The organism is Acuticoccus sp. MNP-M23, from assembly GCF_031195445.1.
Lineage (GTDB): Bacteria > Pseudomonadota > Alphaproteobacteria > Rhizobiales > Amorphaceae > Acuticoccus.
Genome location: NZ_CP133480.1, coordinates 3,975,960 through 4,001,448, shown reverse-complemented (window position 1 = coordinate 4,001,448; position 25,489 = coordinate 3,975,960). Strand labels below are relative to the sequence as shown.

Here is a 25,489-nt window from a genome sequence, read left to right as displayed (position 1 = left end):
AGCGCACTCATCGAGCGGTTTTCGGACGCACGCGGATGAGCGCGAGGATCGCGAGCCCCGCCCCCATCACGACCGCAACTTCACCCAGCGTATCCAGCGCACGGAAGTCGACCAGGATGACGTTCACGACGTTCGCGCCGTGGGCAATATCGTAGGCGTATTTGAGGAAGAAGTCCGACAGGCGCGTGTCGAACGGTCGCTGCACCACCTGGAACAGCATCAGCGCGAAGCCGATGCCGCACAGGCTGGCAATCACGCCATCCTTGGTGGCGCGCCACGGCGAACGGTGATCGCTCGCCTGAAGGTCGAGCTTGGTCATCACCAACGCGAGGATCACCACCGAAAGCGTTTCCACCATGAACTGCGTGAACGAGAGGTCAGGCGCGCCGTAAAGCATGAATATCAGCGCCACCATCACGCCCTGCACGCCGAGTGACACGATGGCCACCAGCCGCGTCTTGGCGCGAATGACGATCAGAAGACCCACAATCGCAATGGCGAAGACCGCAAAATGGTAGGTCTCGGGCATCGTCCCGATGAACTCCAGTGTCGGCAATCCGTCGAGGAACGGCGGCACCAGAAGCGTGATCGCCAGCACCGCGAACACGAACGATACGTAAAAACGCATCGTGCCCGGCTGGATGACGCGGGTGATTGCGAAGGCACCGCGCACCAGAGCGGACATCGCCTGGTCGAACCCGCGGTCCGGCCCCCAGCCGATTGCCGTCAGGCCGCGTGCGATGCCTGAACGCATCCGCCCGAACAGCGCGAACAGAACAATACCGGAGGCAATGGTGATCAGCGTCAGCACCACGGGCGGCTTCAACGATGAAGGAATGAGATGGACGTCCAGCGTCAGGGGCGTGCCGGCGACGGCGCTCGCCATGGGCAGAACGATCAGCTCCATGGTGTCATGCAGCAGCAGCGCGCCCAGAAGGCCGATGACCGCCAGCACCAGCGGCCCCAGCCACAGGGAGAGCGGCGCCTCGTGCGGCTTCTTCGGCATTTCGCCGGGGCGGCGGAAAAAGGGCAGGAGAACCGCGGCCGCAATGGCGAACATCAAAGCGTTGCCGACCAGCGCTGCAATGGTGACTGGCGAAATGCCGCCCGCCTTCCACACGCCGTCATAAAGCACTTCCTTGGCCACAAAGCCGATGAACGGCGGCAGACCGGCCATGGAAAGGCACGCCAGAACCGCGGCCACAAGCGTGATCGGCATTTTTGAAGCAAGGCCGCCCAGCACCGTGATGTCGCGCGTGCCTGTCTCGTGGTCGATGGCGCCGGCAACCATGAAAAGGCCACCCTTGAAGAGCGCGTGGGCGATGAGATAGAGCACCGCGCCCGCAATGGCATACGCGGTCCCCACCCCCACAAGCATCACCAGAAGACCCAGCGAGGCGACGGTGGTGTAGGCGAGGATCTGCTTCAGGTCGGTTTGCCGCACCCCCAGAATGACGCCGGTGAGGAAGGTAAGCCCGCCAAACAGCGTCAGCGTGCCTTCCCACAGGGCCGTGCCGCCGAGAACCGGCGTGAAGCGCATCAGAACGAAGACGCCGGCCTTCACCATGGTGGCCGAGTGGAGATAGGCCGAAACCGGCGTCGGCGCCTCCATGGCATTGGGAAGCCAAGAGTGGAACGGCACCTGCGCACTCTTGGTGAAGGCGCCGAGGATGACGAGAATTGCAATGGCGGTGTAGGCCGGCGCGTCGCGCAGCACGTCAGGCGCCGCAAAGAGGCCGGTGACGCTGGTTTCGCCCGACACGAGCCGCATCAGGACGAGCCCCGCCAGAAGTGCCAGCCCGCCCCCGCCCGTGATCACAAGTGCCTGAACCGCCGCGCGCCGCGCCGCCTCCCGCTTGTGGTCGAACCCGATGAGCAGAAACGACGTGATCGACGTCAGCTCGTAGAAAACGAACAGCGTGATGAGATCGTCCGCCACCACGAGCCCCAGCATGGAGCCCATGAACAGCAGCAGATACATCATGAAACGGCCCTGGTGGGCGTAGCCTTTGAGGTAGCCGCCGGCGTAAATGACGATGGCGGTGCCGATGCCGGTGATCAGCAGCGCGAAGGTCAGCGACAATCCGTCAATCACATGCGCGTAACGAACCCCGAGACTGGGCGCCCAGTCGACCCCATATGTAAAGCGTTCGCCGTGCGCGATGTCGGGCACCAGCCCGGCATAGAACACGAAGAGCAGTGCGGGCACGACGGCAAGCAGCCATCCCGCGGCAGCGCCGGTCATACGAACCAGCGTGGGCGCAACCAGGGCGGCAATGAAAGGCGCCAGCGACAGCCAGAGCAGAGATTGGGGGGCAAACGGCGTCAACAACGCACCTTTCGCATAAACCGGGATCAGCGCGTTATAGCTCGCACGGAACAAGGCCCGAGGCCAAGAGACAACCAATTCCCAACACGTCGCACATAACAGAGACGAAAAAGGAAAATTACCCCATGGCAGATCAGGATACCCACGACAAGATTCGTAAGAGCGACGCGCAATGGAAGGCCGAGCTGACGCCCGAACAATACCGCGTTGCCCGCAAACACGGCACGGAGCGTGCGTTTACGAGCCCGCTGAACGACGAGAAAAGGGACGGAACCTTCACATGTGTGTGTTGCGGCGAACCGCTGTTCCGCACCGACGCAAAGTTCGAATCGGGCACGGGATGGCCCAGCTTCACCGCCCCGGTCTCGGACGAGGCTGTGGAAGACCATGAAGACCGTTCGCTGTTCATGCGCCGGGTGGAGACGCGCTGCGCAAAGTGCGACGCGCATCTGGGCCACGTTTTCCCCGATGGTCCACAACCCACCGGATTGCGCTATTGCATGAACGGAGTTGCCCTCGATTTTAAGCCGGACGAATGAAACTCGACAAACATGCCGGCGAGATCCCTCTCGCCACCCCGCACCCATCCCATCAGGTCCGTCACGGTGTGACGTTCGAGGACCCCTACGCCTGGCTTCGCGCCGACAACTGGCGCGAGGTGATGGCCGACCCGGACGTTCTGCAGGACGATATCGCCGGCTATCTGGACGATGAGAACACCTATGCCGCCACGGTTCTGGAGCCGCTGAAAGATCTGCGCGAGACGCTGGTCGCCGAGCTGCGCGGCCGGATTGCGGAAGACGACTGGAGCGTTCCCATCGTGGACGGCCCGTTCGCCTACGGGGCGACATTCAGCCACGGGGCCGAGCAGCCGTGTCTCGTCCGCTTCCCGCGCGCCGTCGGTGAAGCTGCCACGGACGAGGCGCCGCCGCAGGATCCCGAAATCCTGCTCGACGCCAACCGCGAGGCGCTCGACGAGGGCTATTTCCGCCTCGGTTCCGCCATGCATGCGCCGGACCACGACACGCTGGCGTGGACCGCCGACCGCTCCGGCGGCGAGCTGTTCACGCTTGCCATGCGCAATCTGCGCACCGGGCGCGACGAAATCCTGATGGAGCGCGTCACCCCGTCCATCGCCTTTGCCGCAGACACCCGCACGGTGTTTGCCGTGGAGCTGGACGACAACCACAGGCCCGCGCGCGTCATCGCGCAGGCGCTCGGGGATACGCGGCGCACGGTCTTCGAGGAGAGCGATCCGGGCTTCTTCGTTTCGGTGCACCGCACCTTGTCGGGTGGCTGGCTGGTGATCGACAGCCACGATCACCAGACCTCGGAAGTCCGCCTCCTGGCTGCCCACGACCCCGGCGGCACGCCCATCGTGGTCGCCCCGCGCATCGAGGGCGAGGAATACGACGTCGCCCACAACGACGAAACGCTGTTCATCCGCACCAACCGCGATGCGGAGGATTTCCGCATCGTCCGCGCGCCGGTGGATGCGCCGGGCCGCGAGAACTGGGAGGACATCGTCCCCCACCGCCCTGGCATCCTCATCGTGTCGATGATCGTGTTCGAGGGCTACCTCGTCTGGCTGGAGCGTGAGAACGCGCTGCCGCGGATCGTCATCCGCCGCCTGCTGGATGGCGACGAGCACCGCATCGCATTCGACGAGGAGGCCTATTCGCTGGGCCTTTCTGAGGGGCACGAGTTCAAGACCGACACGCTGCGCTTCACCTATTCGTCGATGACGACACCGAGCGAAGTGTGGGACTACGACCTTTCCACGCGCGAGCGGCGGCTGCGCAAGCGTCAGACCCTGCCCTGCGGCCATGAACCCGGCAACTACGTCACGCGCCGTTTCATGGCGCCGGCGGCCGACGGTGCGCTGGTGCCGGTCAGCCTGTTTCACCGTGCCGATACGAAGATCGACGGCTCCGCACCGCTCCTTCTTTACGGCTACGGCGCCTACGGGATCACGATCCCGGCAAGCTTCAACGCCAATGCGCTGGGGCTGGTGGACCGCGGCTTCGTCTATGCCATCGCCCATGTCCGCGGCGGGATGGACAAGGGGTTCGCCTGGTACGCCAACGGCCGGCGCGAGCACAAGGAGAACACCTTTTCCGATTTTGTCGCCGTTGCGGACCATCTGATCGAGCGCGGCTATACCGCAAAGGGCCGGATTGCTGCGCAGGGCGGGTCGGCCGGCGGGCTCTTGATGGGCGCTGTTGCCAACCGCGCGCCGGACCGCTTCGGCGCCATCGTGGCAGAGGTCCCGTTTGTGGATGTCCTCACCACCATGCTGGACGACACGCTCCCCCTCACCCCGCCCGAATGGCCCGAATGGGGCGACCCGATCCGCGACGAAGCCGCATTTGCCCGCATCCGGTCCTATTCGCCGGTCGATAATGTGAGCGCCCAGCCCTACCCGGCCATGCTGGTGCTGGCGGGGGTGTCGGACCCCCGCGTCACCTACTGGGAGCCGGCAAAGTGGGTGGCCCGCCTCAGGGCCAGCGCCACCAACGACCCGCTCATCCTCCTCAAGACCAACATGGAAGCCGGCCATGGCGGAGCGTCCGGGCGCTTCCGCCGGCTGGAGGAAATTGCGCTGGTGCAGGCGTTCATCCTGTCGGCGCTGGACGCGTGACAAATTCATCTGCGAGGAAACTGGTTTGGCATTCGCCCGCTTTATGACGCCGATCACAGAGGCGGCGGTTCGCGAGACGGTCCGTCTTTCATCCAATTGGGGGCGGACCATATCCGGACCATCAAGCCGCATCGCCTTTGCGGCAACGAAAGGAAGCTTTGAAATGAAACGTATTTTTGGTGGTCTTCTGTCCGCAGCCGTGGTTGCAGCCGCTCTCGGCACCGGAGCGACCGCCGCACGCGCGGACACCGACAAGATGATGCTGATGATGCAGATCGGGCCCATCACGCCCAACTGCTCGCGCAATCCCAACGCCCCGGTGATCGGACGCGTTGCCGGGGTCGTCAACGGTTTCGTCGGCAACTCCCACGTCTCGTTCGTGGGCTGCTTCCCCTCCATCGCCGATTGCGAAGGCTGGCGCGCCTACGCAGCGGGCGAAGTCGGCCCGCCGCTGCGCCAGAACTCGTGCCAGCCGCGCTTCTAGCCGATGGCACGGGCCCCGGCGCACTGCGCGGGGCCTGAACGCCAGAACGTCAAAAGGGCGGGATGCCGGTGCATCCCGCCCTTTTTTCGTCTGGCTTCAAGGCTGCAAAGCGGCGGGACGAACCCGCCGCAAATGCGCCTTACGCCGCGCTGTGCAGCTCGGCCACGTATTCCCAGTTCACCAGGTTGTCGAACCAGGCTTCCAGGTATTTCGGGCGGGCGTTGCGGTAGTCGATGTAATAGGAGTGCTCCCACACATCGACGCCCAGCAGCGGCGTTGCGCCATGCACCAGCGGGTTCTCGCCGTTCGGCGTCTTCATGATTTCCAGCTTGCCGTCCTTGAGCGCAATCCAGGCCCAGCCGGACCCGAACTGACCGGCGCCAGCGGCCAGGAAATCCGCCTTCGCCTTGTCGTAGCCGCCGAGATCGGCCTCGATTTTCTTTTCCAGCTCGCCCGGCATGGTGGACTTGCCGCCATTGGGGGTCATCCACTTCCAGAAATGGATGTGGTTGTAGTGCTGGCCGGCATTGTTGAAGAGGCCGACATTGGTGCCGAAGCTCTTCTTCACGATCTCTTCGAGCGAATCGTTTTCGAGGCCGGAGCCCTCCAGCAGCTTGGAGCCGTTGGTCACGTAAGCCTGGTGGTGCTTGTCGTGATGGAACTCGAGGGTTTCGGCAGACATGTACGGCGCAAGTGCATCGTAAGCGTAGGGAAGGTCAGGCAGTTGAAACGCCACAGGGGGCCTCCAAGGTCTATGTCGCCGGAGCGACGGGGTCTTCTCGTCGCACATCTAGTCCCTGTGCGTCGCGGATCAACTAAGCCCTTGTGAAAGGACCCGGTTCAGACACGGCGCGGCACGGACAGGCGGCGGCGTCAGCGATCAGTCTCAGGCATGGGCATACTCCCAATAAAGGTCCCGTGCGAGCTGGAAGACGCGGCCCGGCGCTAGGGTACGGTCCTCGATCTTCGCAACCGGCATCACCTTGGCGTAATTCCCGGTCGAGAAAATTTCGTCCGCCCCCATGAAATCGGCCACCGAGAGCGTCCGCTCCTCCACCTGCATGCCCGTCGCGCGCAAAAGCTCGATCACCCGAAGCCGGGTGATTCCCGCCAGAAAGGTCCGGTTCGGCACCGGCGTTGCCACCACACCGTCCTTGACCAGGAAGATGTTGGATGTGGCAAGCTCGGCCACGTTGCCGGCCATGTCGAGCACCAGAGCGTTGTCGAAGCCCTTGTCGCGCGCCTGCTGAAGCGCCCGCGCGTTGTTGGGGTAAAGGCAGCCGGCCTTGGCGTTGGTCGGCATGGTTTCGATTGTCGGTCGCCGGAAGGGCGACACCGTGATCGACGCGCCGCTGCCGGGCTCCGGCGTCGGCATCGGCGTTTCGTAAAGGCACATCAGAAAGCGTGTGGACGAAACGTCCGGCGCAACGGCGGACGGGCCGCCATTTTCGGCAAAATACATCGGGCGGATGTAGAGCGGGGTGTTCTTGGCGAACCGCTCCCGCCCTTCGGCAACCAGCTCCACCATCTGGCCGACATCGACGAATGCGCGCAGCCCCAGCGCCCTGGCCGAGCTGTTGACCCGCTCCATGTGCAGCCCAAGGTCCGGTGTCACCCCCTCGAAGGCCCTTGCGCCGTCGAAGACCGAGGAACCCAGCCAGAACGCATGGCTGCGCGGGCCGAGGATCGGCTCATTGCCGGAAAACCACCTGCCGTCCATCCAGGTCCACGTCTCAGACCAATCCACCATGCCCAACGTCCTTACTTTCTGTCCGCTCTGGTGTAGGACGACGCCTTCAAGGGGGAAAGACCATGACGACTGTCGCGCGCTATCCCGTGTATGTTTTCGATGCCTACGGCACCCTGTTCGACGTTCATGCCGCGGTCCGCAAATACGCCGGCGAGATGGGTCCGGACGGGGCAGAGCTGTCCGCCATCTGGCGCGCCAAGCAACTCGAATATTCGTGGACCCGCGCGCTCTGCGGCCAGTACCGGGATTTCTGGGCGCTGACCGAGGATGCGCTGGACACCGCCTTTGCCAAGGTTCCGTCCGCGCCGCGCGACATGCGCGAGGCGTTGCTCGATGCCTACCGCACGCTCGACGCCTACCCGGAGGTGATCGACGTTCTGACCACCTTGCGCCAGAACGGCGCAAAAACCGCGATCCTGTCCAACGGCTCGCCGGCCATGCTGGAGATGGCGGTTCATGCCGCACGGATCGGCGAGCTTCTGGACGATGTCGTCTCCGTCGATCCGCTGGAGAGCTACAAGCCTCTGCCCGCGGTCTACGAGCTGGTGACGACGCGGTTCCGCGTGTTTGCCGACCGGGTCTCGTTCCAGTCGTCCAACCGGTGGGACATTGCCGGGGCCAGCGCCTTCGGCTTTCGCACAGTGTGGATCAACCGCGCTGGCGAACCGGACGAGTATTTCGACCTTTCGCCGTCTGTCACGCTGTCCACGCTCACGGGCCTGGAACGGGCCTGAACGCGAAACGGGCGGCGCCGCGTTCTCTGCGGCGCCGCCCCTCAAAATTGTTGCCGGTGTGCCGGCGGAAGAAGCGTCAGGCCGTTGCGGCCGTGCCGCCTGCCGGGGGCTCGCTGCTGTCCAGCCGCGCACGGGCCGCAAGGGCCAGCGCAACCAGCGCCGCACCGTGAACGATGAATTCCAACGCCACGAACATGCCGATCACCCAGCCCCACGCCTCGAACCATCCCCGAGCGCCGTCAAGGCTCGCCATCGCCTCGGTGGTGGGCAGATCCACGATGTAATAGATCATCACGCCAAGACCGATCGAGATGAGACCGGACAGGACCAGCCAGACCGTGGCCGAACCGTGCCCGCGCATCTGAAGCGCCATGACGATGCGCAGGACGCCCGTCACCACGAAGACAGCGCCGATCATCAGCGTCAGCCACCACGCGCTCTGCACCGGCATCGCAATCAGCACCACGCCTGCGGCAAGATACAGAAGGCCGACAAGAACGTGCGACGCGACCGACTTCCAGCCCGAGCACTTGAAGGCGTCGATCAGCTGCGCAATCCCGCCGATCAGGGCAAGGATGCCGAACCAGACGACAGACAGGATCGTCAGCCAGTAGGTCATGCCAAGCCCGATCACCCCGAGGACCGCCATGAGGACACCCAGCCCCAGCATCCATTTCCAGGTTGTGGTGAGGTCGCCATAAAGTGGATCGCGGACCGTAATTTCATTCGTGCTCATCTTGGGATCCTTGCCTGCCGGCACACGCTGCCCTGACCCGGGCTTCTCGCGCATGACCGACTGTTGTTCACAGACATGGGTCAACGGCGTCACCGTGTGTCGGTCAAGCGCAAACTGTCAAATCGTGCCGTTCGGTTTGCTATTGTCCGCGCTTTGCCGCAGCGATAAAATGAAACCGACCGAGGCAGAGTTTTTGCCTTGATGAAAACCCGGAGAGGGAAGCGGACGAATGGCCGAACCGAAGGTGGCCCTGATCACGGCAGGCGGCAGCGGGATGGGCGCTGATGCAGCCCGCCGGCTCAGCGCCGACGGCTTCAGGGTCGGCATCCTGTCGTCGTCCGGCAAGGGCGAAGCGCTCGGTGAAGAGCTTGGCGGTTTCGGCGTGACCGGCTCCAACCGCGAAAATTCTGACATTGCGCGGCTGGTCGATGGCGCGAAGGCGCGGTGGGGCCGGATCGACGTTCTGGTAAATTCCGCAGGCCATGGTCCGAAAGGCCCGGTGCTCGAGATTTCGGATGAAGACTGGCACACGGGAATGGAGGTCTATCTCCTCAACGTCATCCGCGCGACGCGCCTTGTTGCGCCTGTGATGGAAGCAGGCGGCGGCGGTGCCATCATCAACATCTCGACGTTCGCCGCCTTCGAGCCCGACCCGCTGTTCCCGACGTCCGGCGTGTTCCGCGCCGGACTTGCGGCATTTACCAAGCTTTTTTGCGACAATTTTGCGGCAAAGAACGTGCGGATGAACAACATTTTGCCCGGTTTTGTAGACAGCCTCCCCGAGAAGGAGGATCGCAAAGCCCGTATTCCGTTGGGCCGCTACGCCAGAACGTCCGAGGTTTCATCACTGATCGGCTGGCTGGCATCGCCGGACGGTGCCTACATGACCGGCCAGAATCTGCGCATTGACGGGGGTTTGACGCGGTCGGTCTGATCCTCTCCAATCGTTGATTTGACGCATTTGCCATATGGAAGGCAAAAATAATGCACAAATTTTGAAATAGTTGGATTAACTCCTTCTATCGGGCATTGTATCCAATATTAATGCTGCTCTGCAGCGGACTGAGCCGAGTTTGATTTATATTATTATTGTAAATGTGGCTACGCGGATCCGGGGGTTCCGTCTTTCATGCACCACGACCTAGGCAGCCGGTTGCACGATTTCAGCGGAGACGGGTCCGATCGCGGTCGCTCGTCCTCGTCTGATTTTCTGATCGCGTCGCTCGATGCTGTCTCCGATGCCGTCTTTCTGTTCCAGGGTTCGCTGCTGGACGACGCCGATTATCGCATCGTGTTTGCCAACCGCGCCTACACTGCACTGACCGGGTACAGCGCCGATGAGGTTCTCGGCTGCTCGCATCTGGCTTTTCAGGGTCCCGGCACCGCTCGGGAGACCCTTCGCCGCCTCGAAACCAATCTCGCCAGCGGCAAGCCCGGCCGATACGATGTGGAGTTTCTGAGGAACACCGGCGAGGCCTGGTGGGCTGAATTCGACATCACCCCCGTTGCCGATGCCGATGGGTCGACGAAGCATTTCGTTGCCATCTTGCGCGACGTGACGGACCGCCACGTCCGCAGCCACGACGAAGCCTTCTACCGCGGGCTGCTCGACAACACGCAAGAAGCGGTGATCGTCCACGACGTGGATGGCCGGATCGTCCTGTGGAACCGCAAGGCCGCAGAGCGTTACGGATACAGCGGCGAAGAAGCCGTCGGCCGTCCGCTCGGCGAACTCAATATTCTCGACGATAGCGACTGGCGGGAAGCGGCGCTGCGCACCTGCGTCGACGGGCGGTGGACCGGGCGGCTGCGTCACACCACGCGCAGCGGGCAGTTTCTCTCCGTCATGTCCACATGGTCCCTCCTCGGACAGCCGGAAGGCACTGCCGACCTCATCTTGCAGGTCAGCTACGACATTGCCGAACGGCTGATTTCCGACGCCGACTTTAACCGGGCCGTCCGCCTCGATGCTCTCGGCAAGATGACAGGCGGGATCGCGCACGACTTCAACAACATCCTGACCATCATCATCGGCAGTCTCGACCTGATCGACCGCAAGCTGCCTGACGCACCGCAGCTGCGCGAGCTTGTCCACATGTGCCGTGCCTCGGGTCAGCGCGGCCAGGAACTGGTGAGCCAGATGCTCACCTTCTCGCGCCGGCAGAAGCTGCGCGCCGAGCGGCTCGAGCTGGATGCATTCCTCAACAAAATGCTGCCGATGCTGCGCCACGCCGTCGCCGCAAACTGCGAGCTTCAGGTGACGTTCGGCGTGCGTGATGCCACCGTTTCACTGGATCCGGGCCTTCTGGAATCCACCATTCTCAATGTGTGCATCAATGCATCCGCCGCCATGCCGATCGGCACCGGCGGGCAGATCGACATTGTCACGACGCAGCAGATGATCGGCGACGAGCCTGCCATCGATCCGCCCGAGCTTGCCCCCGGGGCCTATGTGGTGCTCGACATCACGGACAATGGCAAAGGCATGAGCGAATCGGTCCGCAAGCGGATCTTCGAGCCCTTTTTCACCACCAAGGCGGAGGGCACCGGGCTCGGCCTCAGCATGGTCCACGGCTTCATCAAGCAGAGCGGCGGCCACATTTCGGTCTCGTCGGCGCCTGATGAGGGGACCACCGTGCGCCTCTACCTGCCTCGCGGAAACGCGCGCACCATCGCCCCTGCCCTGCCCGACGAGGTCATCGGCGACGGCATGGGCGAGGTTGTTCTGATTGTCGAGGACGAGCCGACGGTACGCGAAAACGTGGCGCGGATGCTGGAGGCGCTCTGCTACCGGGTGATCCGTGCGTCCAGCGGCGAAGAGGCGCTTGCGATCATCCGCAGCGACTGCAACATCGACCTTCTGTTCACCGATATTTCCATGCCCGGCGGCATCAGCGGCACCGTGCTTGCCCGCCAGTCAGCCAAACTGCGCCCGGCAATGCCCGTGCTCCTGACCACCGGCTACAATGAAGGTGTCCAGCTCCCGACGGACGTTGCGATCTCGCGCATCAACATCCTGCGCAAGCCCTACCGCCTGCACGAGCTTGGCGATGCCATCGGCATCGCCTTGCGCTCCGAGCCCTGGTCGGGCCGCCTCTAGCAAGGCGCCCCGCTCTGCTGACCGCGCTCAGGCGTTGGCGAGGTAGTCCTCGTCGGAGACCGGTTCAAGCCAGGTGACGTGGGATGTCCCGTCCCGCTCGTGCATCGCAAGGTGGGACATGGTGGTCGTGTCGGTCGCGCCATGCCAGTGCTTTTCGTGGGGCGGGATCCAGATCACGTCGCCGGCACGGATTTCCACGCGCGCCTCACCTTCGGTCTGAAACCAGCCTGTCCCCTGCGTGATGTAGAGCGTCTGCCCCAAGGGGTGATGATGCCAGAAGGTGCGCGCGCCGGGAAGAAACGTGACCAGAGCGGAGCCGACGCGGGCGGGGTCCGGCGCGGTGTTGATCGGGTTCTGCCACACAACGCCGGTGAACGCATCGGCCGGTGCCCGGACAGAGGGAGCCTCTCCGCAACGAGTGATCTTCAAAACGCATTCCTCCAGATTATCGGCGATCCGCCGCTTGTTCGCACGGGGCAGTTGCACGGCAAACTGCGGTGCCCGCTGCGGGCCGAGTTTGGGCGATGGCGCAGCAGTGCTCAAGAGTGGCCAGTCCGTCTCGTTTTTATTGAGAAGAGGAACACCCGCCTCGACAAAAAAATGCCGGCGGGAAGGCCGGCATTCTTTCAGGTCTGGGTCAGTTCGGGGTCCAGGCGTCGTACCCCTTGGAGATGCCGATCTCCGGGTCGGGCCGCAGGATCGAGCCTTTGGGCCGGTATGCATCCGGCGTTCCGGTGGGGTTCGGCCTGTGGGGCTGCTGCCACTCGCGCGGGGTGTAGTTGCCGTCTGGCGGGGTGGCGCTCAAGTGATGCATCCACCGGTACCAGCCACCCGGAATGGCGGTCGGATCGGTTGGGCCGTTATAGATCACCCAGCGGCGTTCGACGCCAAGCGCGGCGTCGACCTTGCCCTTCTTGGTGCGGAAATAGCGGTTGCCGAACTCATCGGTGCCGACGGATTCACCGCGCAGCCACGTGGTGAACGACGTGCCGTAGGTGGTGCTGTCCCACCATGCGAACACCTGAATCAATCGCTGAAGACGTGTCTGTGCCATGGGAAATCGCTAAGCAATCCGCGCCCGGAAGTAAAGCGCTAACGGCCGGTCATTCTCACGCATCGGCAGCCTGTGCAAGCCTCGCACGACGGTGGTCCGCCCGGTCCATCGCCTGCACGAACAGACGGCGCACATCCGGCGCAGCCGCCTTGATCTTGGTATCGAGCGCCGCGACAACGTCTTCCACCTCTTCGGCGGTGAGATCGTTGCGGAAGTCGGCCGAAACGGTCACCAGAATCTCGTGCGGGCCAAAGTGCATGGTGAGAAGCTCGTTGACGGTCTCGATGGCGGGCTCGGCCTGAACCAGCGCCCGCAGCTCGGCCACCAGCTTCGGATCCGCCGCCTCGCCGACCAGCAGCCCCTTGGTCTCGATGGCCAGGAACACTGCCGTCAGGGCCAGAACCGCGGCAATCGCGAGCGTGCCCAGAGCATCGTAGAGCGGATTGCCAGTGATGTTGGCCGCCAGAATGCCGATGAACGCGACAATGAGGCCCACCATCGCTGCCGTATCCTCGAACAGCACGGTGAAGAGCGTCGGATCCTTGGAGCGGCGAACGGTCTCAAGCACCCCGCGGTCACCGCGGACCTTGTTGAATTCCTTCAGCGCCAGCGACCATGCAAACAACTCGAACAGGAACGCGGCACCCAGCACCGCATAGTTGATCCACGAGACCTCAACCGCACCCGGATGGAGAAGCTTCTCGATCCCCTCGAACGCCGCGAAGCCGGCACCAGCGCCGAAAATGATGATCGCGACCATGAAGGAGTAGAAATATAGGTCCTTGCCGTGGCCGAACGGGTGCTCCGGGCTTGCCGGCCGCTTGGCCTGCCGGAGGCCGAACAGCAGGAGCCCCTGGTTGCCGGTGTCGACGAGGGAGTGGATCGCCTCGGCGAACATGGCCGAAGATCCCGTAATGGCGCTGGCGACGAATTTGGTCACGGCAATGGCCGCATTGGCCCCGAGCGCCGCGTAGATAATCGTCTTGTTGCCTTTTGCTGCCATGTTTTAAAAACCTTTATCGCCGGTGCGGGCCTGATTGCGTTATTTGAGAACGGCTTGGGTGGTTGAGGCGTTCCGTCACAGAGCGGTATCAACCATGCAAGACTCTTGCTGCGGGTCGCATGCCCGATCTTACACGGCCGCATCCCGCAACGGGTTTCCGCGGATGGAGAATGTCATGAAGTTTATACTCCGCATCGTGCGGCCCATCGCGACCGGATTGCTGGCCGTCCTGCCGATCATCATCACCTTCGCGCTGATTGGCTGGATCGCATCCTACATCGCCGCCTATCTGGGGCCGGGGTCCAGTTTCGGCCGCGGGGTCGCAAAGCTCGGCGCTTTCGTGGTTGACGACAATCTGGCCTACGCCATCGGCGTCGCGCTGGTGTGTGCCGCCCTCTACATGATCGGGCTTCTCGTCCAGTCACGCCTGCGCCGGCTGTGGAGCCAGTTCTTCGAGGAAACGCTGGGCCGCGTTCCGCTGGTCGGCACCATCTACAAGACGCTCGTGCGCTTCGTTCAGCTTCTGGAGCGGCGCGACGACGTGGACGTCCAGTCCATGAGCCCGGTGTGGTGCTTCTTTTCCGATGAGCGGCGCACTGCCATCCTCGGTCTGATGCCAACCTCCGAAACCATCACCATCGAGGGATCGCTCTATCATGTGGTGATGGTACCCACCGCGCCGGTGCCCTTTGGCGGCGGCCTCTTCTTTCTGCCGGCCGAATGGGTGCGGGCGGCCGATTTCGGTGTCGAGGGGCTCACCAACATCTATGTTTCCATGGGCGTGACAGCGCCGGACTACATGGGCAAGATCCGCAAGGCGCAAAGCGAGACGCCCACCATGGTCACGCGCAGCGGCGAGGCGAAGACGCCGCCCGACAGCGCCGCGGACGCCATTGCCCCGGTGCCCAAGGGAAAGGTCGGTCCCGCATCGCTGCCGCCTGAAACGCCGACGAACTCCCCCCGGCCGCCCAAGGCACCGCCGAAGTCGTGATGCGGCTGCGCCCGGCGCGGACCGGGCGCAAATTGCTTGCAGTCGGATAATCGCAAAATACCGCTTCCGCGTCAGGCCGCCGACCCGCTAAGCTGCTGCCAAACAACGATAACGATCCGCCGGGAGGGTCGTGCGTCAGTGCAGCGGTGTCACGCCGTGGACACGCACGGGGTGCAAGAGCGCCGCGGGCTCCGGCCAACGGCGCCCCTGGGCCGTGACCGCCCTCCTTGGTGAATCGCCCCAACATGGTGCGCCTGCCAGAAGTGCGCATCCCAAGGAGAGCCCGATGAGCTTGGTCCAGCTCAACAACATCACCAAGCAGTTCGGCGCGATCCACGCGCTGCAGGGCGTCGATCTTACCATCGAGGCTGGCGAGGCAGTCGGCCTGATGGGCGACAACGGCGCCGGCAAGTCGACGCTGATGAAGATCATCGCCGGTAATTTCCCGCCCACCAGCGGCACCATCCGCATCAACGACCGCGACGTGAAAATGGCCCGCCCCATCGATGCGCGCGACCATGGTATCGAGATCGTCTACCAGGACCTTGCCCTGTGCGATAATCTCACGGCCGCCGGCAACGTGTTTCTGGGCCGTGAGATCAAGCGCGGCATCTGGCCGTTCCGCGTCCTCGACCACAAGGCGATGGTGGACAGGTCCGCCGACCTTTTCGAGGAGCTGAAGTCGGAGACCCGGCCGCGCGACCTCGTCAAGCAGATGTCGGGCGGTCAGCGGCAGGCGGTGGCCATTGCCAGAACGCGCCTGTCCGATCCAAAGCTGGTGCTGATGGACGAGCCCACCGCCGCCATCTCGGTGCGGCAGGTCGCCGAAGTGCTCGGCCTCATCCGCCGCCTGAAAGAGACCAACCACGCCGTGGTTCTGGTCTCCCACCGCATGCCGGATGTGTTCGGCGTCTGCGACCGTGTGGCGGTGCTGCGCCGTGGCCGAAAGGTGGCCGACAAGCCCATTGGCCAGTCGAGCCCCGAAGAGGTCACGGGCCTCATCACCGGCGCCATTGAACACGCCTGACCCGGCCTTCCCCCGCTGGAGGGGTCAAAGCCATTTTCAAACGCTGAAACCACAGGACGGCCCATGCCGCAATTTGCCAATTATCCGAGCCTCAAGGGCAAGACCGTGTTCATCACCGGCGGCGCCGGTGGCATCGGCGCCGAAACCGTCGCCGCATTCGCCGCCCAGGGCGCCAGAGTCGGCTTCATCGACATGGATCGCCCCGGCTCCGAGGCGCTGACAACGCGCCTCGAAGGTGACGTCACCTTCGAGATCTGCGATCTGCGCGACATCGACGCCGTGAAGGCCGCCTTTGCGGCACTGGCCGAGCGCCTCGGCCCCGCAACCGTCCTCGTCAACAATGCGGCAAGGGACGACCGGCACGACTGGAAGGACGTGACCGCAGAATATTGGGACGACCGGATTGCGACCAACCTGCGCCACATGTTCTTCGCCATCCAGGCCGTGGCGCCGGGGATGATCGAGGCCGGTGGCGGCTCCATCATCAACCTCGGGTCCAACTCGTGGTGGGAGGCAGGCGGCGGCTTTCCCGTCTACGCCACCGCAAAGGCGGCGGTCCACGGCCTCACCCGCACCATGGCGCGAGACCTTGGCGACCATCGCATCCGCGTCAACACCGTGGTACCCGGCTGGATCATGACCGACCGGCAAAAAGAGCTGTGGGCAACCCCCGAGGCGCTGGAGAAGCACCGCAACCGCCAGTGCCTGCCCGACCTCGTCGAGCCGGTCTATGTCGCGCGGATGGTGGTGTTCCTGGCGTCCGACGACGCTGCCATGTGCAGCGCCAACAACTACATGGTCGAAGCCGGCTCGATCTGAACCGCCGCTCGATCACGACAAGAGGAAAGACGATGAAAAAAACCCGCGTCGGCAAGACCAGCGTCGAAGTGACGGACCTGGCGTTCGGCACCTCCGGCCTCGGCTCCATGCCCGATACTTACGGCTATTCCGTGGATGAGGAGCGCGCCTACGCCACCGTCCATGCGATCTTCGACGGGGCGGCGAACGTCCTCGACACCTCGCGCAACTACGGCGCCGGCCGCAGCGAGGAGCGCGTCGGCCATGTGATCCGCGAGCGCGGCGGTATTCCGGACGGGTTCGTCATCTCCACCAAGATCGACCGGGACATGTCGGACAACCGGCTCGACGCGGCGCGCGTGCGCAAATCCTTCGAGGAGAGCCTGAAGACGCTGGGCGTGGAGCGGATCCAGATCCTCCATTTGCACGACCCCGAATATTGCCGCAGCCTCGACGAGATCACCGAGAAGGGCGGCGCGCTGGATGAGCTGTTCAAGCTGAAGGAAGAGGGGCTCGTCGACGCCGTCGGTCTCGCCATGGGCAACCTCGACATCATGTTCCCGATGCTGAAGAGCCGCCCGTTCGACTGCCTGATCAGCCACAACCGCTTCACCCTCATCAACCGCGCCGCGCAGGAGATGTTCGACTACGCGGCCGCCGAAGGCATGACCGTCCTCAACGCAGCGCCCTTCTCCGGCGGCGTGCTTGCCAAGGGCAGCCAGGACGTGAAGAAGATCGCCTACACCGACGTTGACGACGAAGCCCTCGCCCCGGTCCGCAAGATCGAAGCGATCTGCGCCGAAGCGGGCGTGCCCATGGGCGCCGCTGCGCTGCAATTTTCCATGCGCGACCCGCGGGTCGGCTCCACCATCATCGGCGTGACCAAGCCGGAACGCGTGGCGCAGACGCAGGCTTGGGCGGAACAGTCCATCCCCGCCGATGCGTGGGACAAGCTCCTTGCCCTGCCCTTTACCGTGGACGACCCCGAAGCCAACCGGGACTACAAGCCCGGCTGATCGGCCTCAATGGTGGCCCGGGGCATCAGCGCCGGGCCATCGTTCAGCACCGCTGCGCCAAAGCGCGCCTCGAACGTACGGCGCAGCGCCTGGTCCACCTCCGCCATCGTGACCACCCGGCCAAGGTCCACAAGGCTCGTCACCCCGTGCTCGCGAATGCCGCAGGGGACGATGCCGGTAAAATGGGACAGGTCCGGCTCCACGTTGAGCGAGATGCCGTGCAGCGTCACCCAGCGTTTCACGCGCACGCCAATGGCGGCAATCTTGTCCTCGCGGCCGCCGCCCCGGCGCACCCAGACGCCGACGCGCCCCTCGCGCCGCTCCCCGTCCACGCCGAACGCGGCCAGCGTGTCGATCAGCCATCCTTCAAGGTTCTGAACGTAGGCGCGCACATCGCGCCCGCGGGCGCGCAGGTCCAGCATGGCGTAGGCCACGCGCTGGCCGGGGCCATGGTAGGTGTACTGCCCGCCCCGCCCCGTCCGGAACACCGGGAAGCGATCTGGCGCCACAAGGTCGGCGCCATTGGCGCTGGTGCCTGCGGTGTAACAGGGCGGATGCTCCACAAGCCACACCGCCTCCCCGGCTGTCCCGTCGGCAATGGCGCCGGCCCGCGCATCCATCGCGGCCACCGCGGCCGGGTACGGCACCAGAGTGTCACTGATCTGCCACGAGGCTGGGGACAACTTCATTTGTTTCATCTGATCGGCTTAAACCGGCGACGCGCCGCTTGAAAGGCCTGCAAGAGGCTGCTACTCAGCCGCCATCCGACGCGGTCGTGGCGGAATTGGTAGACGCGCAGCGTTGAGGTCGCTGTGGGGCAACCCGTGGAAGTTCGAGTCTTCTCGACCGCACCATCGGCTCTTACGATGGTATTCGGATCCTCCGAAAAAAATTGAGAGCCCGGTTCAGCGCACATTTCGTGCAACCGGTTCGCTGCGAGCAGGCACCTCAGCCATTCATGCTCCAGCCTCTCGGCCGCATGGTGGCTCGGCTGCCCATGGCGGCACATCGCCAAACCGCTCCATCACAAAATCGGTGAACAACCGCACCTTGGCGGAAAGATGCCGCGCCGGCGGGGAAACCACGGCCAGCGTCAGCGTCGGCGCGGTCCAGCCGGGCAGGATCTCCACAAGCCGCCCGTCGGCCAGCGCCGGACCAACGATGAAGGTGGGCAGCTGGGCAATGCCCCGGCTGGCCAGCGCCGCGTCGCGCAGCACCTCGCCGTTGTTGGAGATCATCATCCGGTTCGGTGCCACGCGCACGGCCCCGTCCGGCCCGTCGAGGCGCCACGGCCGCCCCTCACCCGCAATCACATAGTCGAGGCAAGGCAAGGTGCGCAGCGCCATCGGCCCGGCGGCCAGCGCCGGATCGGCGGCAAGGTCCGGCGATGCGCAGAGGACGAGACGGGACTGGCACACCCGGAAGTCCACAAGGTTGACGTCCTCGCGCGGCGCACCAATGCGCACCGCAAGGTCATACCCGTCGCCGATGAGGTCGATTGCACGGTCGCTGAGGTCCAGCCTGATACGCAAGGCCGGATGCCGTGCCATGAATTCGGCCACCAGGGGACCGATGTGCGCCGTACCGAAGGTGACGGGAGCGCTGATTGCCAGTTCACCGCCGACCTCGGTGTCCTCCGCGCGCACGGCCCGCTCCGCCTCGTCCAGCGCCTCCAGAATTCGCACGGCCCTCGTGTGGAACGCTGCACCGGTGGACGTCGGGTTCACCTTTCGTGTGGAGCGGGTCAGCAACTGTGCGCCGAGCTGGTCCTCCAGCCCCATCACCAGCCGGTTGACGCCGGAGCGCGACAGGCCCAGTGCCCGCGCCGCTGCCGCGAAGCCGCCCTCGTCCACCACCGCAACGAACGCCCGCAATGCCGCAATCCGGTCCATCGTCCGATTGTCCTCATTTCAGCAACAGTGTGGTGCCGGCGGCGACGGTTGTCGATCATCCCGCACCGCAATATCTGAGACCCTCAAGAGCGATCACCTGCGGCTCCACCGCGCCGCTATGGCCTGACCGGACAGGAGGACGTCCCATGAGCTTCACCAGATGCCCGGACCCTGTGCCCGGCTACAGCGCATCGGTCGATGCGGTCGAGACCGTCATCGTCCCCCGTGCGGTGGACCTTGGCGAGATGACAGTGCGGCGCGCGCTCCCCTCGGTGAAGCGGCAGATGGTCGGCCCGTTCATCTTCTTCGACCAGATGGGGCCGGCAGAATTTCTGACCGATCAGGGGATCGACGTGCGCCCCCACCCGCACATCAACCTTGCCACCGTCACGTATCTTCTGGAGGGGCAGATCCTCCACCGCGACAGCCTCGGCTCGAACCAGACCATCGAACCTGGCGACGTGAACTGGATGCGCGCGGGCAAGGGCATCGTCCATTCCGAGCGCACCGCACCGGAGCTGCGCCAGACCGGGCAGCGCCTCTTCGGCCTGCAAACCTGGGTGGCCCTGCCCGAACGCATGGAGGAAAGCGACCCCGCCTTTCTCCACCACACCGCTGCCGAACTCCCGTATGCGCAGGACGGCGCGCTTTCCATGCGGCTGGTCGCAGGGTCCACCCACGGTCTGACTTCGCCGCTGAACACCGCATCCGAAACGCTTTATGCCGATGTGGCGCTCAGCGCCGGCGGCCGGTTCGACATCCAGCCCACCCACGAAGAGCGGGCGCTTTACGTGGTCAGCGGCACCATCGAGATCGGCAATGACACCCACGAGGCGGGCACGCTTCTGGTGCTGCGCACCGGCGCGCCGGTCTGGCTTCGTGCCACCGCCGACGCACGGCTGATGCTGTTCGGCGGCGAGCCGATGGAAGGGCCGCGCTATATCTGGTGGAATTTCGTCTCGTCCCGCCGTGAGCGGATCGAGCAGGCCAAGGAAGAATGGCGCGCCGGGCGTTTCGACACGGTGCCAGGCGACGAGCACGAGTTCATTCCACTTCCCGAACAGATCGGCAAGCCGCGCCGCGCCACGGGCGGCCGCGACTTTGCCGATGGAGCAAATTGATGATCAAGATCCCAGGCATTCACCATGTGACGGCCATCTGCGGCCCGCCGCAAACCAACGTCGATTTTTACGTCGGCACCCTGTCGCAGCGGCTGGTGAAAAAGACCGTCAACTTCGACGATCCGGGCACCTACCACCTTTATTATGGCGACCGCGACGGCAACCCCGGCACCATTCTCACCTTCTTCCCCTTCGCCAATGCAGGCCCCGGCCGTGCCGGAACGGGGCTGGCCGAGGCGGTGTCCTACGGCCTTGGCAAGAGCGCATTCGATGCCACCCGCGAACGGCTGTCCCACACCGGCACCCACTTCGTCGGCCCGGCGGAGCGGTTCGGCGAGGCAGTGATGGTGCTCCACGATCCCGACGGGTTGCCGGTGGAGCTGGTGTGCACCACGCCCGCGATGGAAGGCGCGTTCCACGGCATAACGCTGCGCCTTGCTGATCCAGCCCCCACCATGCGCCTTCTGACCGACCATTTCGGCTACCGTCATGTGGGCGAGGAAAACACCGACGGGCTGGTCCGCCACCGCTTGCAGGCGGACGGCGACGGGCCCGGCGCGGTGATCGACATCCGGCACGAGCCGGGCGGCGAGCGCGGCATTCAGGGCGCCGGCAGCATCCACCACGTGGCGTTTCGCGCCCGCACGAAAGAGGAGCAGCTTGCCTGGCGCGAGCAGCTTTCCAGCGCCGGGTTCCAGGTGACGCCGGTGATCGACCGGCAATATTTCGACGCCATCTATTTTACCGAACCCGGCGGCGTCCTGTTCGAGATTGCCACCGATCCCCCCGGCTTTGCGGTGGACGAAAGCGCAGACAGCCTTGGCGAAGCGCTGAAGCTGCCGCCGCGCTATGAAGAATACCGAGAGCGGATCGAACAGGTGCTCCCGCCGCTGAAAGTGCCGGCATGACTGCAAAGTTGGCGGCGGACCCGCACCGGGGTGGCGCGCTGCTCCGCCTCGGCGCCAGCCGGACCCGCGCGCGGTGTGCGGCGATCCTGCTGCACGGGCGCGGCGGCGACGGTGTCGGCATGGCCGAGTTTCTTGACGGCCTCGGTTTTTCGGATGTTGCCCTGTTTGCGCCGGAAGCCGCCGGTCGCTCTTGGTGGCCCACCAGCTTCCTGGCTCCGGCAGCCACCATGGAGCCCTTCGTCCAATCAGCCATAGGCGCCGTGGACCGGGCCGTCTGGCTTGCGGGCGATGAAGGGTTCGCCCCGGCGCAGACCTTCGTGATCGGCTTCAGCCAGGGCGGCTGCCTTGCGCTGGAACACGCCGCCCGCACGGCAACACCGTTTGCCGGCGTGTTCGGTCTGTCGGCCGCGCTGGTCGGCACCGGCGACGCCGGCGGCCCGCCGCGCGAAGACCTCTACGGCTTTGCCGCCAAGGATTTCGGCTACGCGTCCGATCTTGCCGGGCACAAGGTCCACATCGGCTGCCATGAGCGCGACCCGCACATTCCCATCGCCCGCGTGATGGAAAGTGCGGCGGTGTTCCGCCAGCTTGGCGCCGCCGTCAGCCTTGCCACCGCGCCGGGGGCAAACCACGGGCCGACTGAGGGCGATGTCGATGCGCTGCGCAATGCGCTGGCGGAGGCTGCGGCTCAGTAGTTCGGTTTCAACCGGTCCGGCCGGTCGAGGCCGATGCCGGTGAGGCTGCCGAACAGGGTGTGCAGCGTGCGGACGGTCTCGACGGGCAGCGGCGGAGCGTTGATGGAGCGCACATTGGCCTTCAGGTGATCGACACTGCCGGTGCCGAACAGGACCACATCGGCGCCCTCGGCGTGGCGGGCAAAGCGGTAGGCAGCATCCGTCAGGCTTTCGGCGCCGCCCTCGCCCAGCAAGAACTCCAGCGGCTCGGTCTGTTCGGCAAGCTCTGCCGGAATGGTGCCGGCCGCCGCCAGCTCCCGCAGCGTGTCCCGCAGCTGGTCCGGCCGCGAGAAGATGTTGCGCACCGCAAACATGATCAGTGTGCCGATGCCTTTCTCTTGCGTCACCGGAAAGATCGTCTGCCGCGGCCGCTGGTTCATCATGTGGTAGGCGACCATCAGCACCTCCCACACATCGTCCTTCAAGGCGACGGGCAGCATGGTCTGCCCGTTGTCGCGCGGCGGCGTTTCGGTGATGCCGAGGTGCTTGAACAACCCGGCGTCGCGTGCCTTCAGCAGTGCGGGCACGATTTCTTCGCGCACATAGGGGTAATCGTCCGGCTTTACGGCGTGCACGTGGAAGATCTCCACATGGTCGGTCCGAAGCCGCGCCAGCGAGGCGTGGAGGCTTTCCACCATTTCATCGCCCGTGCGAAGCGTCCCGCCGACAATGTAAAGTGCCTTGGTGGAGATGACCGCACGGTCCCGGCCGGCATCCTCGATGGCCTCGCCCACAATCTCCTCGGTGGCGTAGGCCTCCGCGGTGTCGATGAAGTTGATGCCGGCGTCCAGCGCTTCGCGCACGATGCGCACGCAATCCGCCCGCGGCAGGTCGCGACCAAGGCCGATGCGGCTGTTGCCACCGCAGCCAAGCCCCGCCACGGAGACGGTGAGCCCGGTGCGGCCAAGGGTTGTGGTTTCCATGGGTGGTTCCTCCGGCGGCTTCGAAACGCCGCTGTCCTGTCGATCCCGGCCGGGTGTCGTTCTGGCCGCAGCGTCCGCCAAAGAAGGCGCAGCGTGCCCCAAAAGCAACCCGGCTGCGTCCAGACCCCCGATCCGGCCACAAGCGCGCCCCGCTTCTGCGTCGAAGCTGGCCTTGGCGCCCGCGATCCACGCCAACCTCGCAAAAATTCGGTGCCGGGCGGACGAGCGACGGGTTTTGGGTGGCGCTCAGTGGCCGGGCACATCCACCCAGGCGCCATCGCGCGCGGAGGCGTGGACGCATTCCACCAGCGTCTGCACCCTGTGGCCGGCGGCAAACCCGAATGGCTCGGCACACTTGCCGGCAATCGCATCGAGGTAGCCTGCCACCTCAATGGCCTTCAGCTCGTTGAAGCCAAGCTGATGGCCGGGCGCCGGGCAGAATGCGCCGTAGGGGGCGTGCTCGGGGCCAGCCTCGATGCGGCGGAACCCGCGCCGGCCCGCCGCATCGGCCGTGCTGTAGAAATGCAGCTCATTGAACCGCTCCTGCGAGAAGCACAGCGCCCCCCGGGTGCCGTACACCTCGAAATCATGTTGCATCTTGCGGCCGGTGGCGATCCAGTTTGCCTCGATCGAACCGCTTGCGCCGCTGGCAAAGCGCAGGAACGCGCGGCCCACATCGTCGACCTTCACCGGCCGTTCTGCGCCCGATGCATCCTTGCGGGTGCCGATCACGGTAACACAGTCGCCCATCAGCCGGGTGATGGGGCCGAGAAGCGCCTCGGCGGTGGCCAGCGCATGGCTGCCAATGTCGGCAAAGGCGCCGCCGCCTGCAGGATCGTGGCGGAAGGTGAACGGGCCGGCGGGGTCGGCCATATAGTCTTCGGCATGGACCCCGCGGTAGGTGGTGATGGTGCCAAGCTCGCCATCGGCAATCATCTGGCGCGCGAGATTAACCAGCGGGTTGCAAAGGTAGTTGAAGCCGACCTGCGTGACGACGCCCCTTGCGGCGGCCGCCTCCGCCATTTCCCGCGCTTCTGCGGCAAGCGGTGCCAGCGGCTTCTCGCAGTAGACGTGTTTGCCGGCGGCAATTGCGGCCAGCGCCATCTCCCGGTGCAGCGCGTTGGGGGCCGTGATGTCCACCAAGTCGATCTCCGGGTCCGAGACCATCGCGCGCCAGTCGGTGGTGGCGTGCCGGAAACCGAGCTGCGCGGCGGCAGCGCGTGCGGCCGCCTCGCTCACATCGGCCACCGTGTGCAGCTCGATCCGGTAAGGCAGCGCAAACGCCTTGGCGGCCGCAGCAAAGCCGAATACATGCGCCCGGCCCATGAAGCCGGTGCCAATGAGGCCGATGCGCAGCGGGGGCCGTTCAGCCATCAGCCCCGCCAGTGGCGCGGCGGCCCCTCCAAACGTGGGCGCGCATCAATAGCCTCCGGTGCCGCCGCCAGTCACGCCATCGGCGCGGCCGGACGCTGCAAGGCTGCGAAACGTCTTGATGTTGGCGGCGGCGCCCGCTGCCAACAGCCGCACATCGCTTGAAACCGTCAGCATGTTGAAGCCCCACCCTGCGGCGCGGGCTGCATATTCGGCCGTGCCGCAATGGAGCGCTGCGGCAATGCCCGCCTTGCGGGCTGCCGCCACAATCGCCTTGAGAGCGTCCACCATCTCGTCTTCCTCCCGGTCGAAGCCGGGTGGGAGGCGGCCCTTCGTGAGGCCGAGCGTAAGGTCCGCGGGGCCGACATAAAGCCCGTCCAGCCCCGGCGTTGCGGCAATGGCGTCGACGTTTGCCATCCCGTCCGCGGTCTCGATCATGGCAAAGGCGAGAACGCCCGCATTGGCCTCGCCATAGTAGCCGGCGCCAGCTGCAAAGTTGACACGTGTCGGCCCGAACGAGCGCTGCCCCAGCGGCGGATAGCGCATGTAGCTGACAAACTCGGCAGCCTCGGCAGCACTGTTCACCATGGGGCAGATGATCCCGTAGGCCCCCGCATCCAGCATCTTCATGATGATGCCCGGTTCCAGCCACGGCACGCGCGCCATGGGGACGGTGCCGGACGCGCGCATCGCCTGAAGCATCGGCAGGGCATCGGAGTAGTCCAGCGCGCCATGCTGCACGTCCACCGACACGCTGTCGTAGCCCTGCGCCGCCATGATCTCGGCGGTGAACGGGCTGCCGATGGAGCACCAGCCATTGATGGTCGCTTCACCCGCCGCCCACTTTGCCTTCAACACATCGGTAATCATTGAAAAT

25 protein-coding genes and 1 tRNA gene are annotated in these 25,489 nt (G+C 65.0%); 14 read left to right on the top strand and 12 right to left on the bottom strand.

Translation table 11 applies throughout. The features are described from left to right. Positions 1-7 precede the first annotated feature (7 nt). Complete coding sequence (locus tag RDV64_RS18455) at positions 8-2,329, bottom strand: putative monovalent cation/H+ antiporter subunit A (RefSeq protein ID WP_309196429.1); 2,322 nt, start codon at positions 2,327-2,329, stop codon at positions 8-10. A gap of 125 nt (positions 2,330-2,454) precedes the next feature. Here RDV64_RS18455 and msrB point away from each other — a divergent pair, with 125 nt between their 5' ends. The 3 genes from msrB (at position 2,455) to RDV64_RS18440 (ending at position 5,454) form a co-directional block, all read left to right on the top strand. Next, positions 2,455-2,868 carry a peptide-methionine (R)-S-oxide reductase MsrB gene (gene msrB / locus RDV64_RS18450; protein WP_309196428.1) on the top strand — a complete coding sequence of 138 codons (414 nt, stop codon included), beginning with the start codon at positions 2,455-2,457 and terminating at the stop codon, positions 2,866-2,868. Beyond that, positions 2,865-4,970 (top strand): S9 family peptidase, encoded by a 2,106-nt coding sequence (locus tag RDV64_RS18445; protein WP_309196427.1) that lies wholly within the window; start codon positions 2,865-2,867, stop codon positions 4,968-4,970. Before msrB ends, RDV64_RS18445 begins: the two co-directional genes overlap by 4 nt. A gap of 163 nt (positions 4,971-5,133) precedes the next feature. Beyond that, entirely contained in the window at positions 5,134-5,454 is a 321-nt protein-coding gene (locus RDV64_RS18440; RefSeq protein WP_309196426.1) for a hypothetical protein, read from the top strand. Positions 5,455-5,593: 139 nt separating this feature from the next. On the opposite strand, the gene RDV64_RS18435 is transcribed toward RDV64_RS18440, so the two are convergent. Both RDV64_RS18435 and RDV64_RS18430 read right to left on the bottom strand, forming a co-directional pair. Continuing rightward, a complete protein-coding gene (locus tag RDV64_RS18435; protein ID WP_309196425.1) occupies positions 5,594-6,190 on the bottom strand; it encodes a superoxide dismutase in 597 nt (198 codons plus the stop codon). A 150-nt stretch (positions 6,191-6,340) separates the two neighbouring features. Beyond that, the gene (locus RDV64_RS18430; RefSeq protein WP_309196424.1) at positions 6,341-7,204 is read right to left on the bottom strand and encodes a branched-chain amino acid aminotransferase; all 864 of its coding nucleotides are present in this window, start codon (positions 7,202-7,204) and stop codon (positions 6,341-6,343) included. Positions 7,205-7,266: 62 nt separating this feature from the next. On the opposite strand from RDV64_RS18430, the gene RDV64_RS18425 reads away from it, so the two are divergent. Further along, the gene (locus RDV64_RS18425; RefSeq protein WP_309196423.1) at positions 7,267-7,938 is read left to right on the top strand and encodes a haloacid dehalogenase type II; all 672 of its coding nucleotides are present in this window, start codon (positions 7,267-7,269) and stop codon (positions 7,936-7,938) included. Between the two features lie 76 nt (positions 7,939-8,014). Here RDV64_RS18425 and RDV64_RS18420 read toward each other — a convergent pair whose 3' ends face one another. Beyond that, positions 8,015-8,674 (bottom strand): DUF308 domain-containing protein, encoded by a 660-nt coding sequence (locus tag RDV64_RS18420; protein WP_309196422.1) that lies wholly within the window; start codon positions 8,672-8,674, stop codon positions 8,015-8,017. Between the two features lie 229 nt (positions 8,675-8,903). Here RDV64_RS18420 and RDV64_RS18415 point away from each other — a divergent pair, with 229 nt between their 5' ends. Both RDV64_RS18415 and RDV64_RS18410 read left to right on the top strand, forming a co-directional pair. Then, entirely contained in the window at positions 8,904-9,608 is a 705-nt protein-coding gene (locus RDV64_RS18415) for an SDR family oxidoreductase (protein ID WP_309196421.1), read from the top strand. Positions 9,609-9,803: 195 nt separating this feature from the next. After that, positions 9,804-11,774: a PAS domain S-box protein gene (locus RDV64_RS18410; protein ID WP_309196420.1), complete on the top strand. Its 1,971-nt coding sequence runs from the start codon at positions 9,804-9,806 to the stop codon at positions 11,772-11,774. 27 nt (positions 11,775-11,801) lie between these two features. Here the strand turns inward: RDV64_RS18410 and RDV64_RS18405 are convergent, their stop codons facing one another. From RDV64_RS18405 to RDV64_RS18395, 3 genes are all read right to left on the bottom strand, one after another. Then, positions 11,802-12,203 (bottom strand): cupin domain-containing protein, encoded by a 402-nt coding sequence (locus tag RDV64_RS18405; protein ID WP_309196419.1) that lies wholly within the window; start codon positions 12,201-12,203, stop codon positions 11,802-11,804. Between the two features lie 208 nt (positions 12,204-12,411). Continuing rightward, positions 12,412-12,828: an NADH:ubiquinone oxidoreductase subunit NDUFA12 gene (locus RDV64_RS18400; protein WP_309196418.1), complete on the bottom strand. Its 417-nt coding sequence runs from the start codon at positions 12,826-12,828 to the stop codon at positions 12,412-12,414. A 55-nt stretch (positions 12,829-12,883) separates the two neighbouring features. Beyond that, complete coding sequence (locus tag RDV64_RS18395; RefSeq protein ID WP_309196417.1) at positions 12,884-13,831, bottom strand: cation diffusion facilitator family transporter; 948 nt, start codon at positions 13,829-13,831, stop codon at positions 12,884-12,886. Between the two features lie 175 nt (positions 13,832-14,006). On the opposite strand from RDV64_RS18395, the gene RDV64_RS18390 reads away from it, so the two are divergent. The 4 genes from RDV64_RS18390 (at position 14,007) to RDV64_RS18375 (ending at position 17,663) form a co-directional block, all read left to right on the top strand. Beyond that, positions 14,007-14,822 (top strand): DUF502 domain-containing protein, encoded by an 816-nt coding sequence (locus RDV64_RS18390; protein WP_309196416.1) that lies wholly within the window; start codon positions 14,007-14,009, stop codon positions 14,820-14,822. Positions 14,823-15,108: 286 nt separating this feature from the next. After that, a complete protein-coding gene (locus RDV64_RS18385; protein ID WP_309196415.1) occupies positions 15,109-15,849 on the top strand; it encodes an ATP-binding cassette domain-containing protein in 741 nt (246 codons plus the stop codon). A gap of 63 nt (positions 15,850-15,912) precedes the next feature. Then, positions 15,913-16,668, top strand: coding sequence for an SDR family oxidoreductase (locus RDV64_RS18380; protein WP_309196414.1), 756 nt, complete (start codon positions 15,913-15,915; stop codon positions 16,666-16,668). A 32-nt stretch (positions 16,669-16,700) separates the two neighbouring features. Continuing rightward, positions 16,701-17,663, top strand: a complete 963-nt coding sequence (locus RDV64_RS18375; RefSeq protein ID WP_309196413.1) for an aldo/keto reductase — start codon at positions 16,701-16,703, stop codon at positions 17,661-17,663. Here the strand turns inward: RDV64_RS18375 and lipB are convergent. Next, the gene (gene lipB, locus RDV64_RS18370) at positions 17,648-18,352 is read right to left on the bottom strand and encodes a lipoyl(octanoyl) transferase LipB (protein ID WP_309196412.1); all 705 of its coding nucleotides are present in this window, start codon (positions 18,350-18,352) and stop codon (positions 17,648-17,650) included. The genes RDV64_RS18375 and lipB overlap by 16 nt on opposite strands. A gap of 80 nt (positions 18,353-18,432) precedes the next feature. Here lipB and RDV64_RS18365 point away from each other — a divergent pair. After that, positions 18,433-18,517 (top strand) — tRNA-Leu (locus RDV64_RS18365). A 102-nt stretch (positions 18,518-18,619) separates the two neighbouring features. Here RDV64_RS18365 and RDV64_RS18360 read toward each other — a convergent pair. Beyond that, positions 18,620-19,555: a LysR substrate-binding domain-containing protein gene (locus RDV64_RS18360; RefSeq protein ID WP_309196411.1), complete on the bottom strand. Its 936-nt coding sequence runs from the start codon at positions 19,553-19,555 to the stop codon at positions 18,620-18,622. Positions 19,556-19,701: 146 nt separating this feature from the next. Here RDV64_RS18360 and RDV64_RS18355 point away from each other — a divergent pair, with 146 nt between their 5' ends. Genes RDV64_RS18355 through RDV64_RS18345 form a run of 3 tightly spaced genes read left to right on the top strand, consistent with a single transcriptional unit; the run spans position 19,702 to position 22,279 of the window. Then, a complete protein-coding gene (locus tag RDV64_RS18355) occupies positions 19,702-20,676 on the top strand; it encodes a pirin family protein (RefSeq protein ID WP_309196410.1) in 975 nt (324 codons plus the stop codon). Next, the gene (locus RDV64_RS18350; RefSeq protein WP_309196409.1) at positions 20,676-21,584 is read left to right on the top strand and encodes a ring-cleaving dioxygenase; all 909 of its coding nucleotides are present in this window, start codon (positions 20,676-20,678) and stop codon (positions 21,582-21,584) included. The genes RDV64_RS18355 and RDV64_RS18350 overlap by 1 nt, the downstream gene beginning before the upstream one ends. Next, complete coding sequence (locus tag RDV64_RS18345; protein WP_309196408.1) at positions 21,581-22,279, top strand: phospholipase; 699 nt, start codon at positions 21,581-21,583, stop codon at positions 22,277-22,279. The genes RDV64_RS18350 and RDV64_RS18345 overlap by 4 nt, the downstream gene beginning before the upstream one ends. Here the strand turns inward: RDV64_RS18345 and RDV64_RS18340 are convergent. The 3 genes from RDV64_RS18340 to RDV64_RS18330 form a co-directional block, all read right to left on the bottom strand. Continuing rightward, on the bottom strand, positions 22,273-23,241 hold the full coding sequence (locus RDV64_RS18340) for an aldo/keto reductase (protein WP_309196407.1): 969 nt from the start codon (positions 23,239-23,241) through the stop codon (positions 22,273-22,275). The two genes, RDV64_RS18345 and RDV64_RS18340, sit on opposite strands and share 7 nt — an antisense overlap. A gap of 246 nt (positions 23,242-23,487) precedes the next feature. After that, positions 23,488-24,615, bottom strand: a complete 1,128-nt coding sequence (locus tag RDV64_RS18335; RefSeq protein WP_309196406.1) for a Gfo/Idh/MocA family oxidoreductase — start codon at positions 24,613-24,615, stop codon at positions 23,488-23,490. 45 nt (positions 24,616-24,660) lie between these two features. Continuing rightward, positions 24,661-25,482 (bottom strand): aldolase/citrate lyase family protein, encoded by an 822-nt coding sequence (locus RDV64_RS18330; RefSeq protein ID WP_309196405.1) that lies wholly within the window; start codon positions 25,480-25,482, stop codon positions 24,661-24,663. Between the last annotated feature and the right edge of the window lie 7 nt (positions 25,483-25,489).